The sequence below is a fragment of the Anaeromyxobacter sp. SG66 genome (assembly GCF_022690805.1).
GTDB classification, from domain to species: Bacteria; Myxococcota; Myxococcia; order Myxococcales; family Anaeromyxobacteraceae; genus Anaeromyxobacter; species Anaeromyxobacter soli.
In genome coordinates, this window is sequence record NZ_JALCZC010000112.1 from 1 (window position 1) to 13,936 (window position 13,936).

14 protein-coding genes and 1 tRNA gene are annotated in these 13,936 nt (G+C 73.1%); 7 read left to right on the top strand and 8 right to left on the bottom strand.

Translation table 11 applies throughout. The features are described from left to right. Nucleotides 1-826, top strand: an 826-nt coding sequence (locus MNZ39_RS20315; RefSeq protein WP_242340916.1) for a M23 family metallopeptidase, incomplete at its 5' end; no start/stop codon positions are given. Between the two features lie 173 nt (nt 827-999). Here the strand turns inward: MNZ39_RS20315 and MNZ39_RS20320 are convergent. Beyond that, nucleotides 1,000-2,328: a citrate (Si)-synthase gene (locus tag MNZ39_RS20320; protein ID WP_242340917.1), complete on the bottom strand. Its 1,329-nt coding sequence runs from the start codon at nt 2,326-2,328 to the stop codon at nt 1,000-1,002. Nucleotides 2,329-2,664: 336 nt separating this feature from the next. Further along, nucleotides 2,665-3,084, bottom strand: coding sequence for a hypothetical protein (locus MNZ39_RS20325; RefSeq protein ID WP_242340918.1), 420 nt, complete (start codon nt 3,082-3,084; stop codon nt 2,665-2,667). A gap of 130 nt (nt 3,085-3,214) precedes the next feature. Here MNZ39_RS20325 and MNZ39_RS20330 point away from each other — a divergent pair, with 130 nt between their 5' ends. Together MNZ39_RS20330 and MNZ39_RS20335 are read left to right on the top strand one after the other, a co-directional pair. After that, on the top strand, nt 3,215-3,553 hold the full coding sequence (locus tag MNZ39_RS20330; RefSeq protein ID WP_242340919.1) for a putative signal transducing protein: 339 nt from the start codon (nt 3,215-3,217) through the stop codon (nt 3,551-3,553). A gap of 125 nt (nt 3,554-3,678) precedes the next feature. Then, nucleotides 3,679-5,859 (top strand): ATP-binding protein, encoded by a 2,181-nt coding sequence (locus tag MNZ39_RS20335; RefSeq protein WP_242340920.1) that lies wholly within the window; start codon nt 3,679-3,681, stop codon nt 5,857-5,859. Between the two features lie 59 nt (nt 5,860-5,918). On the opposite strand, the gene MNZ39_RS20340 is transcribed toward MNZ39_RS20335, so the two are convergent. Then, a complete protein-coding gene (locus MNZ39_RS20340; RefSeq protein ID WP_242340921.1) occupies nt 5,919-6,227 on the bottom strand; it encodes a hypothetical protein in 309 nt (102 codons plus the stop codon). Between the two features lie 122 nt (nt 6,228-6,349). After that, nucleotides 6,350-9,196, bottom strand: coding sequence for an aconitate hydratase (locus MNZ39_RS20345; RefSeq protein WP_242340922.1), 2,847 nt, complete (start codon nt 9,194-9,196; stop codon nt 6,350-6,352). A 218-nt stretch (nt 9,197-9,414) separates the two neighbouring features. Between MNZ39_RS20345 and MNZ39_RS20350 the strand changes: the two genes are divergently transcribed. Both MNZ39_RS20350 and MNZ39_RS20355 read left to right on the top strand, forming a co-directional pair. Continuing rightward, nucleotides 9,415-10,890, top strand: a complete 1,476-nt coding sequence (locus MNZ39_RS20350; protein ID WP_242340923.1) for a nicotinate phosphoribosyltransferase — start codon at nt 9,415-9,417, stop codon at nt 10,888-10,890. A gap of 86 nt (nt 10,891-10,976) precedes the next feature. Further along, nucleotides 10,977-11,678, top strand: a complete 702-nt coding sequence (locus MNZ39_RS20355; protein ID WP_242340924.1) for a metalloregulator ArsR/SmtB family transcription factor — start codon at nt 10,977-10,979, stop codon at nt 11,676-11,678. 28 nt (nt 11,679-11,706) lie between these two features. Here MNZ39_RS20355 and MNZ39_RS20360 read toward each other — a convergent pair whose 3' ends face one another. Next, nucleotides 11,707-12,186, bottom strand: a complete 480-nt coding sequence (locus MNZ39_RS20360; protein WP_242340925.1) for a GNAT family N-acetyltransferase — start codon at nt 12,184-12,186, stop codon at nt 11,707-11,709. 167 nt (nt 12,187-12,353) lie between these two features. Here MNZ39_RS20360 and MNZ39_RS20365 point away from each other — a divergent pair, with 167 nt between their 5' ends. Both MNZ39_RS20365 and MNZ39_RS20370 read left to right on the top strand, forming a co-directional pair. Then, on the top strand, nt 12,354-12,983 hold the full coding sequence (locus MNZ39_RS20365) for a class I SAM-dependent methyltransferase (RefSeq protein ID WP_242340926.1): 630 nt from the start codon (nt 12,354-12,356) through the stop codon (nt 12,981-12,983). A gap of 44 nt (nt 12,984-13,027) precedes the next feature. Next, a complete protein-coding gene (locus MNZ39_RS20370) occupies nt 13,028-13,357 on the top strand; it encodes a PspC domain-containing protein (RefSeq protein WP_242340927.1) in 330 nt (109 codons plus the stop codon). A 103-nt stretch (nt 13,358-13,460) separates the two neighbouring features. Here the strand turns inward: MNZ39_RS20370 and MNZ39_RS20375 are convergent, their stop codons facing one another. The 3 genes from MNZ39_RS20375 to MNZ39_RS20385 all read right to left on the bottom strand — a co-directional run. After that, nucleotides 13,461-13,604 (bottom strand): hypothetical protein, encoded by a 144-nt coding sequence (locus MNZ39_RS20375; RefSeq protein ID WP_242340928.1) that lies wholly within the window; start codon nt 13,602-13,604, stop codon nt 13,461-13,463. A 40-nt stretch (nt 13,605-13,644) separates the two neighbouring features. Then, a tRNA-Ile gene (locus tag MNZ39_RS20380) sits at nt 13,645-13,711 on the bottom strand. 115 nt (nt 13,712-13,826) lie between these two features. Then, on the bottom strand, nt 13,827-13,936 hold a 110-nt coding region (locus MNZ39_RS20385), incomplete at its 5' end, for a transposase (protein WP_242337485.1).

Here is a 13,936-nt window from a genome sequence, read left to right on the forward strand (position 1 = left end):
GTCGATCGCGCGCGCCCTGCCTCCCGCGGACCGGGCCATCGCCGACCAGCTCACGCAGGTGGTGAACCGGCTGCTCGTGTGGGACCTCCAGGTCGCGCGCGACGGCAGGAAGGGCGATCGGCTCGAGATCCTCTACACGCCGTCCCCGCCGGCGGCTCCCGGCCTCCCGCCGAGCGCCGAGCCCGTCGTCGAGGCGGTGCGCTACGTCTCCCAGAAGCTCGGGAAGGCGTTCTCGGTCTACCGCTTCCAGGCCGAGGGGGCGCGCTGGGCCCGCTACTACCGGGAGGACGGCAGCGAGCTCGAGGAGCACATCGTCGACGCGCCCATCGGCGAGTACGAGCAGGTCACCTCGCTCCTGCGTGACGGTCGCCGCCACAAGGGCGTCGACTACAAGGCGCCGGTCGGGTCGCCGGTGTTCGCGCCGTTCGAGGGCGTGATCCAGCGGCGCAACTGGAACTTCCGCGGAAACGGGAACTGCCTCGACATCCTCGATCCGGCGAGCGGCCGCCACGCGATCTTCCTGCACCTCGAGGTGCTGCCGAAGGAGATGATCGCCGGCCGCCGCGTGAAGAAGGGCGAGCAGATCGCGCTCTCCGGCAACAGCGGCCACTCGTTCGCGCCGCACCTTCACTACCAGCTCGAGGACGCGAGCGGTCGGGTGCTCGATCCCTTCGAGGTCCACAAGATCGAGCACCGCTCGCTCGTGGCGGCCGTCCGGCCCGCCTTCGAGGTCCGCCGCGGCGCGCTCGACTCGGCGCTCGGCGGCAGCGCGATCGCCGCGCCTGGCGCGGTCGTCCCCGCGGTCCACACCGCCCCGGCGCCGTGACCGTCTGAGACCGGGGTCCCCGGGATACGTCCCGAGCGTAGCCGCAGCCGGATGAGGCTGCGGCGGAGCGAGCCGGGGGTCCGGGGGGCGCGGAGCTGCGCCCCCCCGCCAGAAGAAAATGGGCCCCCCGCCCGCGGCGGGCCCACGGGTTTCACGAGACTGCGAGCCGGCGGCTAGACCTTCCGGCCGCCCTCGGCCGCCCACTTCTCGAGCATGGCCGTGGTGACCGACTTCGGACGCTCGATCGCGTAGCCGAGGCCGCGGTCCCACACGAGGTTCGCGAGCACGCCCAGCGCGCGGCCGACGCCGAAGAGGACCGTGTAGAAGTCCCACTCGCGGACGCCGTAGTACCACTGGATCACGCCCGAGTGCGCGTCGACGTTCGGCCACGGGTTCTTGGTCTTCCCGTGCTCCGTCAGGACGCCCGGCGCCACCTCGTAGATCATGTTCACGAGCTGGAAGAGCGGGTCGTTCGGCAGGTGCTTCTTCGCGAACTCGTTCTGCGCCGTGTAGCGGGGATCCGTCTTGCGGAGCACCGCGTGGCCGTAGCCCGGGATGACCTGGCCGGAGTTCAGCGTGTCCCAGAGGAACTGCTTCAGCTGCTCCTTCGAGGGCACCTGGTTGTTCAGCTTCTTCATCGTCTGCTGGATCCAGCCGAGCACCTCCTGGTTCGCGAGGCCGTGGAGCGGGCCCGCGAGGCCGTTGATGCCGGCCGAGTACGCGTAGTACGCGTCGGACAGCGCCGAGGCCACGAGGTGCGCGGTGTGCGCGGAGACGTTCCCCGACTCGTGATCCGAGTGGAGGATGAAGTACATGCGGGCGACGTCGTCGTACGGCTTCTTCTGCCCGATCATCTGGGCGAAGTTGCCGCCGAGGTCGAGCTTCGGATCCGACGGGATGTGCGTGTCACCCTTGTACTTCATGCGGTAGATGTACGCCGCGAGGACCGGGAGGCGCGCGACGAGCGTCATCGCGTCCTCGTACATCGGGTCCCACATCTCGGTCTTCTTGAGGTTGCCCTCGCCGTAGCGCTTCGCGAACACCGACTCGCGCTGCATCGCCACGATGCCGGCCGAGAACATCGCCATCGGGTGCGAGTCGCGCGGCATCGCGCGGAGCACGTCGATGACGTACTGCGGGAGCACCTCGCGGGCCTTGAGGTCCGCCTGGATCTCGGCGGCCTCGGCCTTCGTGGGGATGTCGCCGGTGAGCAGGAACGAGAAGAAGCTCTCGACCGTCGGCATCTCCGCGCCGGCGACCACGTGCTCCTTCAGCGCGTCGAACGTCTCCGGGATCGTCTTGCCGCGGAAGCGGATGCCTTCCTGCGGGTCCAGGTACGAGATGTCCGTCACGAGGCAGCGCACGTCACGGGCGCCGCCGATGGCCTGGCCGATCGTGACCTTGTCGATGACGATCTCCGCCAGCTCCTTGTTCAGCTTCTGCGTGCGCGGGCGGAATGCCTCGATCTTCTCCTTGAGCTTCCGCTTGAGCGTCTCAGCCATTGTCGACCCCAGCCATTTGTAGAGGTTTGTTCTGCAACTACAGAGCGCGTTGAACCGAGGGCCGAATCCTACCCAGCGAATTTCGGCCAGGGCAAACCGGATCGGGAACAACTCGTGGAGCCGCCGAGTCTAGTTTCGACCCGGCCCCCTGCTCCCCGCGCCCGGGCGCACACCTCGATGCCTACTCGCTCCGACAGGGCCTCGCCCGTCCCGGTGCGGTCGGCTGTCGCAAGCTACACCGCTCCAGCCGCCGCAGGCGAGCGCAAGCGGTCGCTGACCTCGGCGCTGGGCTGGGAGACGGGCGCGCGCGAGCGGGACGCGCGCCCGCAGGAAGGCTCAGCGACGGCCGGCGGCGAGCGCCGCCGCGACCTCCGCCGCCACGTTCCGCGACGCCTGCGGCTCGTCCCCGACCGCCGCCTCGGTCGCGAGGTCGGGCACGATGGGCTCGGGGAGCGCCGCGGCGACGGCGTGGCTGGGCTTCTCGGCGCCGGCGCCGGAGCGGCAGGTCCTGCACCAGGGCTGGTTGCGAATCGCGCCGTCCGCCATCTTGCGGAGCCCGAACTGCGCGAGGGGCCGCATCTTGTGGCACTTGAGGCACATGAGGGTGATGAACACCTCGTTGCCGTCGGCGTCGTAGACCGACGAGCGGCGCCTCTTCGGCTTCGCGGCGGCGGGCGCGGCGCGCTTCGCGACGGGGCCGCCCTTCTCGAGCTCGCCCTTCGCGATCGCGGGCGCCACCATCACCTTCACGGCCATCGGTCCAGGACCTCCTGCTGCGGGATGCCGGCCATCCGGGACGGCCGGCGGACCGTAGCGAACCCCTCTGACAGCGCGCCGACTGGACCGGCGCGGCGCCGAGTGCGAGCATTCGACGAGGGGAAGGGGAGTGGAACAGCACTCAGCGGAGTATCGGACCGTCGCGGTGTTCGGAAGCCTCACCGACGCGGAGCTCGTCCGCGGGATGCTCGAGGCGGATGGGATCGCCGCCGCGGTGCTCGAGGGGACCGACGCGGCGCTCCTGCCGGGCGTCGGCCGGACGATCCGCGTCCTCGTCCCGGCCCACGATCTGCCCCGCGCGCGAGAGATCCTCGCGAGCCCCGCCATCTCGCCGACCGACGTGGAGGACGACCTCGTCGCCCCGGTGCCCGAGAGCGGACGCTCCTGGACGGTCGGCTGGATGGCGCTGCTCATCGCAGCCGCGCTCCTGGCGGCGGCGTTGCTGTGAACGGGGCTTCGCCCCACCCCGCTCGCGCCGCCACGATCCTGTGCCCCCCAACGGGAGCGCGCGACCGCCTGCTCGCACACATGGCGCCCATCTCGGAGCGACCCTAGCTTCCCGCCAGGGTTCCGATGGACGCACCTAAGGACATCCCCCTGCTCGATCCCAAGGTCGTCGCCCGGATGCACCGCATCTCGCAGGTCGCGGCGGCGCTCGCGGGCGGTATCGGGGTGGGCGCCCTGGTCAGCCATCCCCTGGGCGTCCCGTGGCTCCGAACCCTCGCCCGGGGGATCGAGGTCCAGCCGAACACGGCGGCGGGCATCATCGCGGCCGCCGTCGGACTCTCGCTCGCGGGGCTCGGCGCGCGCTGGGCGCGGATCGCCTCTCGCGTGATCGGCGTCCTCGTCGCGGCCCTGGGCGCCGCCACCCTCGTCGAGCACCTCGCCCTCGTCGACCTCCACATCGACCGGGTCCTCGTGCCGGGCCTGGGCCTGAGCGCCGCGGTCACGCTCCCCGGCCGGCCCGGTCCGCCCGCCGCCGCGAGCTTCCTGCTCGCGGGCGTGGTCCTCGTGGGCCTCGACGCGCGCCGCCGCGCCGCGTGGCTCGCCCAGGGGCTCGCCATCGTCGCGATGGCCATCGCGCTCCTCGGCGTCGTCGGCCACACCTTCGACGTCTCGCTGCTCTACCGAGAGGCCACCGTCACCGGGATCGCCTTCCCGTCCGCCATCGCGCTCTTGACGCTCGACGTGGGCCTCCTCTGCGCCCGTCCGGACCGCGGCTTCGTCGCGAACCTCGCGTCTACAGGCGCCGGGAGCGCGCTCGCGCGCCGGCTGCTCGTCTACGTCCTGCTCCTCCCCCTGCTCCTCGGCGGGCTCGCCCTCGCGGTGACGGGCGCCTCGGGCGAGGGGGCGCTCGCCGTCTCGCTCCTCGTGGTCGTGCTCTCGCTGCTGTTCGTCGTGCTGGTGCTCCGGGACGCGGTCGCGATCGACCGCATGGAGCTCGCGAAGCTCCGCGCGCAGGAGGCGCACGCCGCCTCGCGCGAGGAGCTCGCCCGCGCGCTGGCGCGCGAGCAGGACGCGCGCGTCCACGCCGAGGCCGCGAGCCGCTCGAAGGACGAGTTCCTCGCCACGCTCTCGCACGAGCTGCGCACGCCGCTCAACGCGATCCTCGGCTGGTCCGGCCTCCTGCGCGACGCGGGCGGCGATCCGGAGCGGCTCGCCCGCGGCCTCGCGGTCATCGAGCGGAACGGCCGCACGCTCGCGCAGCTCGTGTCGGATCTGCTCGACATGTCGCGCATCGCGGCCGGGAAGATCGAGGTCGGGCACGCCGACGTCGATCTGCTCGGGGTGGTGGACGACGCGGTCGAGGCGGTCCGAGCGACGGCGCGCGCCAAGGGCGTCGCGCTCTCCCGCACCGCAGGGCCGGAGCTGCCCCGCGTCGTCGGCGACGCCGCGCGCCTGCGCCAGGTCGCGTGGAACCTCCTGTCGAACGCGGTGAAGTTCACTCAGCCGGGCGGCAGCGTCGACGTGCGGCTCGCGGCGTCGCGCGGGGGCGCCCTCCTGGAGGTGAAGGACACCGGCGTGGGAATGGCGCGCGACTTCCTCCCGGTCGTGTTCGATCCATTCGTCCACGCGGAGGGGGCGTCGGTGCGGCGCCACGGCGGGCTCGGGCTCGGGCTCGCGATCACGAGGCAGCTCGTGGCGCTCCACGGCGGGACCATCGAGGCGGAGAGCGACGGGCCGGGCCGCGGGGCCACCTTCCGCGTGGTCCTGCCGCCGGTCGCGCGCGCGCCCGCGGTGGCGCCGGCGGCGGTGAGCGCCCGGCCCGACCTGGGCGGCGCCCGGGTGCTCGTCGTGGACGACGAGGCGGACTCGCGGGACGTGCTGCTCCAGCTGCTCGCCTCGTGGGGCGCGCGGCCGGAGGGCGCGGCCTCCGTCCGCGAGGCGCTCGACGCCGTCGCCCGGGAGCGCCCGGACCTCGTCGTGTCGGACATCGCCATGCCGGGAGAGGACGGCTTCACGTTCGTGCACGAGCTGCGGCGCCTCGAGGAGGCGCGCGGCGAGCGGCGCGTGGCGATCGCCGCGCTCACCGCGTTCGCGCGCCCCGAGGATCGGCAGCGCGCGATCGCGGCGGGCTTCGACGCGCACCTCTCGAAGCCGGTCGATCCCGCGACGCTGCACGCGACGATCGCCGGGCTCCTGCGCGACACCCGCGGCCCGGACGCCGCCGCCGGCCCGCAGGGCGCGGCCGCGAACCCGGACGCGCCGGAGCCGCCGCGGACCGGCGGCGAGGACGCGCGCGCGGCGGGCTGAGGCGCTTGGGTCACGGCTCGGGTGCGACCGAGCGTGGAGCGAGCCCGCGCTGCTTCGTCCTACAACCTGGCCCCGACGTAGACGATGACCTGCAGCACGCCGGTGAAGGCGACCAGCGCGGCGGCGGAGACGGAGCTCTTGGCGGTGGCGCGCAGCCAGCCGATCAACCCCGGCACCGCGAGCGCCAGCCCGAGGATGAGCCCGAGGGGCAGCCCGCTCACCGAGATGTGCAGGTAGCCGAGCGCGACCGCGGTCTCGACGGCGGCCGCGACGAGCGCGATCACCGGGAGCACCCGCTGCGCGGAGGAGGCGACGAGCAGGACGGAGGCGGCGAGGGCCGAGACGGCGAGGGCGACGTGGAGCGTCATGCCCGCCGCTTCTACGCCGTCCCCTCGCGACCGCGCAAGAACGCGGCGTGCATACATCGGCTCACGGGCTCGCCCCCGCCCCGCCGGCGACCGCGGTCGCCCTGGCGAGCGACAGGCGCCGCTCAGGACCGCGAGACGATCTGGCGGAGCACGTACGGCATGATCCCGCCGTGCCGGTAGTACTCGGCCTCGATCGGCGTGTCGATCCGCACGACGAGCTCCACCTCGTCGCGGCGCCCGTCCCTGCGGTGCACGACGAGCGTCGCCCGCTGGCGCGGGGTGAGCCTCCCGGCCACGCCGACGAGGTCGAACGTCTCCGTGCCGTCGAGCCCGAGCGTCTGCGCCGACACGCCCTCCGGGAGCTGGCAGGGGAGGACGCCCATGCCGACGAGGTTCGAGCGATGGATGCGCTCGAAGGAGCGCGCCACGACGAAGCGGACCCCGAGGAGCGCCGTCCCCTTCGCCGCCCAGTCGCGCGAGCTGCCGGTGCCGTACTCCAGGCCGGCGACGATCGCGAGCGGGATGCCGTCGCGCGCGTACTCGAGCGCGGCGTCGTGGATGGGGAGGCGGCGGCCGGTGGGCTGGTGGACGGTGACCCCGCCCTCGACCCCCGGCACCATGAGGTTCTTGATGCGCACGTTCGCGAACGTGCCGCGCACCATCACGTGGTGGTTTCCGCGGCGCGCGCCGTAGCTGTTGAAGTCACGCACCGAGACGCCCAGCGCCTGCAGGTAGGTCCCCGCGGGCGACGACGGCTTGATCGAGCCCGCCGGGCTGATGTGGTCCGTCGTGACCGAGTCGCCGAAGATGGCGAGCGCGCGGGCGTGGAGCACGTCCTTCGCCTCGGACGGCGCCGCGGCGAAGGGCGTGAAGTACGGCGGCTCCTGGATGTAGGTGGACTCGGGGTCCCAGTCGTAGCCCTTGCCGCCGCGCACCGGGAGCGCGTTCCAGCGCGCGTTCTCGTTGAACCCGCCGTAGTAGTTCTTCCGGTACTCCTCGGGGTTCGCCGCGGCCGGCCGGAGCGCGTCGATCTCCTCCGCCGTCGGCCAGAGCTCGCGCAGGAACACCGGCCTGCCGTCCTTCCCGACGCCGAGCGGCTCCTGCTCGAGGTCCACGTCGACGCGGCCCGCCAGGGCGAAGGCGACGACGAGCGGGGGGCTCATGAGGAAGTTCGCCTTGACGCTCTGGTGGACCCGCGCCTCGAAGTTGCGATTGCCGGAGAGCACCGACGCCGCGACGACGTCGTGGTCGGTGACCACCTTCTCGATCCGCTCGTCCAGCGGACCGGAGTTCCCGATGCAGGTGGTGCAGCCGTAGCCGACGACCTGGAACCCGAGCCGGTCGAGGTAGGGCTGCAGCCCGGTCTCGGCGAGGTAGCGGGAGACGACGCGCGAGCCGGGGGCGAGCGAGGTCTTCACGTGCGGCTGCACCGAGAGTCCGCGCTCCACCGCCTTCTTCGCGAGGAGCCCGGCCGCCAGCATGACGCCCGGGTTCGAGGTGTTCGTGCAGGAGGTGATCGCGGCGATGAGGACGTCGCCGTGGCCGATCTCGACGGTGCCGGGGAGCTCCCGCCGCGGCGGGTTCGGCTGGGTGTCCGGCGTGGGCCGGTTGTTGATCATCTCGTACTCGGTGAGGGTGCTCGTGTTCTTCCGCTCGCCGTCCGGCAGGCTGTCAGAATCCTGCAGGCCGCCGCCCGTGGTGGTCGGCGGGGATCCGTTCGGCGAGCGGTAGCGCTGGCGGAGCTCCTCCGCGGGCTTGCCGTAGCCGGACGCGTCCTTGCGGGTGAACAGCTCCTGGAACGTGCGCTTCAGCGCGCCGAGCTCGATGCGGTCCTGCGGCCGCTTCGGCCCGGCGACGGCCGCGCCCACGCTCGCGAGGTCGAGCTCCACGACCTCGCTGTAGTCGACCTCGCCGGCGCGCGGGATGCGCAGGAGCCCCTGCGCCGCGTAGTAGGCGCGGAAGGCGTCCACCGTCTCCTTCGGGCGCCCGGTCTGCTCGAGGTACCGGATCGAGCGCTCGTCGGGCGGGAAGAAGCCCACCGTGGCGCCGTACTCCGGGGCCATGTTGGAGAGGGTGGCGCGCTCCGGGACCGGCAGGCTCGCCGCGCCCTCGCCGAAGAACTCGACGAACTTCCCGGCCACCTTCGCCTTGCGCAGGATCTCGGTCACGCGCAGCACGAGGTCCGTCCCCGTCACCCCCTCGCGCAGCGCGCCGGAGAGGTGCACGCCCACGACGTCGGGGGTGAGGAAGTAGGTCGGCTGACCGAGCATCGCCGCCTCGGCCTCGATGCCGCCCACGCCCCACGCGACGAGCCCGAGCCCGTTCACCATGGGCGTGTGCGAGTCGGTGCCGACGAGCGTGTCCGGGTAGTAGAGCCCGCCCTGCTCGAGGACCCCGCGCGCGAGGAACTCGAGGTTCACCTGGTGGCAGATGCCGATGCCGGGCGGGACGATGCGCAGCTCCTCGAACGCGTGGGTGCCCCACTTCAGGAACTCGTAGCGCGGCAGGTTGCGATCGAACTCGAGCTCCATGTTGTAGCGGAGCGCGTCGGCGGAGCCGAACGCGTCGACCTGCACGGAGTGGTCCACGACGAGGTCCACCGGGACGAGCGGCTCGACCGCGAGCGGATCCTTGCCGAGGCGCGCGACGGCCGAGCGCATCGCGGCGAGGTCCACGAGGAGCGGCACGCCGGTGAAGTCCTGGAGGAGCACCCGCCCGACGAGGAACGGGATCTCGCGCGTCCGCTCGGCCCGGGGCTGCCAGCGCGCGAGGGCGCGGACGTCCTCCTCGGTGACCCGCACGCCGTCCACGTTCCGCGCGAGCGACTCGAGCACGATGCGGAGCGAGACCGGGAGGCGGGACACGGGCCCGAAGCCCTTGCGCTCGAGCTCCGGGAGCGACACGAGCCGGCCGGTCCTGCCGGCGGCGATCTCGAAGGGGACGACGACGCCGAGCCTGTTGTCGTTCATGGGGATCCTCGCCTGAGCCGCGCGCGGCCGCCGGCGGAGCGGGCGCGAGCCTCGGGCCGGGGGACGCGCCCTGGCGTCCCGCCGGTCGTTGGGTGAGCAGCTTTCATACGCGCGGCTCGCCGTCCTTCAAGCGGCGTGTCGGGGCTCCGCCGGGGTGCGCCGCGACGACGCAGACCGCGGGAGCGCTCCGCGCTAGAAATAGTGACCCCGGAGGCTCGATGCCCGTCCCCTCGCAGCTCTACCGCCCGTCGCTCGCGCTGCTCACCGACTTCTACGAGCTGACGATGGCGTACGCGGCGTGGAAGAGCGGCCTCGAGCGGAAGGAGGCGTGCTTCACCCTGTCCTTCCGCAAGAACCCGTTCTCGGGCGGGTTCACCGTGGCGGCGGGGCTCGAGCACGTCGTCGACTTCGTGGAGCACCTCCGCTTCGACGCGGACGACCTCGCGTTCCTCGCGGACCAGCGCGGCGCGGACGGCGAGCCGCTCTTCGAGCGCGGCTTCCTCGAGGCGCTCGGTCGGCTCGAGGTGGACGTCGACGTGGACGCCGTTCCGGAGGGGACGGTCGTGTTCCCGCACGAGCCGCTGCTCCGCGTGGCGGGCCCGATCATCCCGGCGATGATCCTCGAGACCGCGCTCCTCGCGATGGTGAACTTCCAGTCGCTCGTCGCGACCAAGGCCGCCCGCGTGTGCATCGCCGCGCGCGGCGAGCCGGTGCTCGAGTTCGGGCTGCGGCGCGCGCAGGGCATCGACGGCGGCCTCTCCGCGAGCCGCGCCGCCTACCTCGGCGGCTGCTCCTCCACCTCCAACACGCTGGCGGGCCGCCTCTACGGGATCCCGGTGCGCGGCACGCACGCGCACAGCTGGGTCATGCTGCACGGCGACGAGCGCGAGGCGTTCATGGCCTACGCCCGCGCGCTGCCCGCGAACTGCGTGTTCCTCGTGGACACCTACGGCTCCCTCTCCGGCATCGACCACGCCATCGAGGCCGGCCGCTGGCTGCGGACGCAGGGGCAGGAGATGGTCGGCATCCGGCTCGACTCGGGGGATCTCGCCTGGCTCTCGATCCAGGCGCGCAAGCGGCTCGACGAGGCCGGCTTCCCGAAGGCGGTCATCCTCGCCTCGAACGAGCTCGACGAGAACATCATCCAGAGCCTGAAGGACCAGGGCGCCACCATCACCGTGTGGGGCGTCGGCACGCGCCTCGTGACCGGCATGGGCGACGGCGCGCTCGGCGGCGTGTACAAGCTCGGCGCGGTGCGCGACGGCCCGGAGGGCGCCTGGCTCCCGCGCGTGAAGGTCTCGGAGCAGACCGCGAAGACGAACGTGCCCGGGGTGCTGCAGGTCCGCCGCTTCCTGCGCGGCGGGGAGTTCCTCGCCGACGCGATCTACGAGGAGGGGATCGGGCTGCCCGCGCCGGCCGTCATCCTCGATCCGCTCGACCCGCTGCGCCGCCGCGAGATCGAGGCGGACGTCGCGGGCGAGGATCTCCTCGTCCCGGTCTTCCGCCGCGGGCGTCGGGTCTACGACCCGCCGCCGCTCCCCGAGCTCCGCGCGCGCACCGTCGCGCAGCTCGGCCGCTTCCACGCGGGCGTGAAGCGGTTCGTGAACCCGCACCAGTTCCCGGTCGGGCTCGAGCGCGGGCTCCACGAGCTCCGCGCGCGGCTCGTGCTGGAGGGGCGCGGGTCGCCGCGGTGAGCCCCCAGCGGGCGGAGGCGGGGGCGGGGAGCGCTCCCGGCCTCCCACTTGACGCCTCGCCCGCCGCCACATAGTCAACATCTCGCTTGAGCACGAGACGGGGCAAGACGGGGGAGACGCCGGGCCGGCGGTTCAAGACCGCCATCTACGAGCAGTTCGCGCGCGTCTCCAAGGCGCTCGCCAGCCCGCACCGGATCGAGCTCGTGGAGCTGCTCGCCCAGGGGCCGCGGACGGTGGACGCGCTCGCCCGGCTCACGGACATGAGCCTCGCGAACACCTCGCAGCACCTCCAGGTGCTGCGCGCGGCCGGCCTCGTCGAGGCCACGAAGGAGGGGCTGTTCGTCACCTGCCGGGTCTCCGATCCCACCGTGCCCGCGCTGCTCCTCGCGCTGCGCGGCGTCGCCGAGGCGCGGCTCGCGGAGGTGGAGCGGATCCGGCGGGAGTTCCTCGCGGAGCGGGACCAGCTGGAGGCGCTGGACGAGGAGGCCCTCCGCCGCCGCGTGCGCGCCGGGGAGGTCACGCTCCTCGACGTGCGGCCGCCGGAGGAGTTCGAGTCGGGCCACATCGCCGGCGCGGTCTCGGTGCCGCTGCCGGACCTCGCGAAGCGCCTCTCGGAGCTGCCGAGGGACAAGGAGGTCGTGGCCTACTGCCGCGGACCGTACTGCGTCCTCGCCGTGGAGGCGGTGACGCTCCTCCGTCGCAAGGGGCTCAAGGCGGTCCGCCTCTCCGACGGCGTGCTCGACTGGGCGGCCCGCGGCCGGCGCGTCGAGCGGCCCGGCAGGTCGTGACCGCGCCCGCGTCGATCGCCGATCCCGGTCACAGCGGCTTCACCATCCGGATGGCGTCCCACCGCTCGTGGTTGCGGCGCGGGTAGGCGCGCCGGAGCACCCCCCGCTCCTCGAAGCCGTGCTTGCGGTAGAGCGCCACCGCGCCGGTGTTGTGCGGGAACACGTGCAGCACCACCTCGCGCGCGCCGACCTCGCGGGCCCACCCCACGGCCGCGTCGAGGAGCGCGTCGCCCACGCCGCGGCGGCGGTGGCCGGCTGCCACGAGCATCCCGAGCTCGGGCGAGGTGCGGCCCACCATCGCCGCGAGCCCGAGCGGCTCGGTGCCGCCCTCCTCCTCCGCGACGAGCAGCGTCCCCTCGCCGCTGTCGAGGAGCGCGCGCCAGCGGGCGCGCACCTCGCGGTGGTCGATGGGCGGCTCGGTCGCGAGCCACTGCCCCTCCGCCGCGACCGCCTCGAAGAGGTCGATGCAGCGATCGAGATCGGCGTCGGTGAGGGGCCTGACGCGCACGCTCGGGGACGCTAGCACGCGCCGCGCGTGTGCGCGCGCGGCGCACCTCTCCTGGCCGGAGCGCGGTCACGATCCCGCGGGCGAGGCGAGGCGCGCTCGCGCGGGCGCCGCGTCGAAGGCGAGCCGACGCGCTGCTCCCGCGGGGCGTTTGGGCTAGGGTAGGGCAGATGAGCACGCCGAACCCCTGGACCGTGGTGCAGGCCGACGACTACGAGCGGCACATGGGGCCGGAGGGCCTCGATCAGCGCGCCCCACTCGCGGCGATCTTTCAGGAGGCCTACCTCGCCGCGCAGCCCGGACGGCTGCTCGTGCTCGGCTGCGGGACCGGCAACGGCCTCGACCACGTCGATCCCTCCGTCACCTCGCGGATCGTCGGGGTGGACGTGAACCTGCAGTACCTCGGCATCGCGCGGCAGCGCTACTTCCACCTCGGCCCCCGGCTCGAGCTCTACTGTGCGGAGGCGGAGAAGTTCCGCGCGGCTCCGGGCTCGTTCGACCTCGTGCACGTGCCGCTCCTCTTCGAGTACGTCTTCCCGGAGGTGCTCGTCCGGCGCGTGGCGGAGTGGCTCGCCGACGGCGGCGGCTGCACGGCGGTCGTGGAGCTCCCCGGTGGGGACGGCCCGACGCCCCCCTCCAAGCCGCTCCAGCTCATCGGTCGGGCCAAGCGGCTCGTCCCGCCCGAGGAGCTCGAGCAGCTCTTCGAGCACTACGGCATGCCGCTCCGCCGCGAGCACACGGTCCCCCTCCCGCACGGGAGGAGCTTCTGGGTGGGCTCGTTCGGGCGCCCGCTGAAATAGGGAGCCGGGCGCCGGCGTACGATCGGGCCGGAGGTCACGACACGATGCTCTGCCCGTACTGCCGCACCGAGAACGCCCCCGGCGCGACCCGCTGCGCCGCTTGCACGAGCTGGATGGTCGAGCGGCCGCCCGTGCGCGACTGGACGCGGGCGCGCGAGGGCCGGCTCATCGCCGGCGTGGCCCGCGGCCTCTCGAACCGCTTCGGGCTGCCCTGCGCCGCCGTCCGGCTGGTGTTCCTGCTCTCGATCCTGTTCGGCGGCTGGGGCGTGCTCGCGTACATCGCGCTCTGGATCGCGATGCCGCTCGAGCCGCTCGCGCTCCTGCCGCCCGCGAACCTCGAGCGGCGTGAGCCCGAGGCGGTCCAGCACGGGTAGATCGGCGCCTCCGCGCACGGTCGCGCGCGTGCGCTCAACGGGCACCCACGCCAGCGGGCTCTCGCTGCCGGTTCGCACCGTCAGCGGGAGCTCGTCTCGACCCTCAGATGGTCCGTGGCACGCCCAACGGACGGATCGACCACATAGCGGGAGGGCTCCATCCCCGCCGGCGCGACGAGCGTCGACGCACGACGTCGTCGGTCGCGAAGTCGACGTCGTCGGTCGCGAAGTAGACGTCGTCGTCCATGGGTGCGCGAAGAGCCTCCGGTACCTGAACCGAGACTGAGTACGCGCAACCGGGATCGAGCCGGCCTCCGGAATATCGAGCCGGCGCTCTGGACCAGCTACGCGCGTGCACCACAATCTGTCCCGCTAATGAAAGCTGGCAGATAGGAACGGACACCCCACAAGCGCGCCGGCTACGCCGTCGGCGACGGCACGGCCCGTAGGGATGACCTGCCCCCCGACTCTAGACGGCTAGCTTCGTGAGTCCGGTGATACTGCGAGCAAAGCCGTTCGGCGTCTGGTTGTCCAGCGAGCTGTGCGGCCGCACCTCGTTGTAGTCGATCCGATAGGCCT

Coding starts and splice junctions, on each gene's coding strand:
- MNZ39_RS20350 (WP_242340923.1), top strand. CDS start 9,415: ATGCCCGTCCCCTCGCAGCTCTACCGCCCGTCGCTCGCGCTGCTCACC.
- MNZ39_RS20365 (WP_242340926.1), top strand. CDS start 12,354: ATGAGCACGCCGAACCCCTGGACCGTGGTGCAGGCCGACGACTACGAG.
- MNZ39_RS20375 (WP_242340928.1), bottom strand. CDS start 13,604: ATGGACGACGACGTCTACTTCGCGACCGACGACGTCGACTTCGCGACC.
- MNZ39_RS20335 (WP_242340920.1), top strand. CDS start 3,679: ATGGACGCACCTAAGGACATCCCCCTGCTCGATCCCAAGGTCGTCGCC.
- MNZ39_RS20320 (WP_242340917.1), bottom strand. CDS start 2,328: ATGGCTGAGACGCTCAAGCGGAAGCTCAAGGAGAAGATCGAGGCATTC.
- MNZ39_RS20340 (WP_242340921.1), bottom strand. CDS start 6,227: ATGACGCTCCACGTCGCCCTCGCCGTCTCGGCCCTCGCCGCCTCCGTC.
- MNZ39_RS20345 (WP_242340922.1), bottom strand. CDS start 9,196: ATGAACGACAACAGGCTCGGCGTCGTCGTCCCCTTCGAGATCGCCGCC.
- MNZ39_RS20325 (WP_242340918.1), bottom strand. CDS start 3,084: ATGGCCGTGAAGGTGATGGTGGCGCCCGCGATCGCGAAGGGCGAGCTC.
- MNZ39_RS20370 (WP_242340927.1), top strand. CDS start 13,028: ATGCTCTGCCCGTACTGCCGCACCGAGAACGCCCCCGGCGCGACCCGC.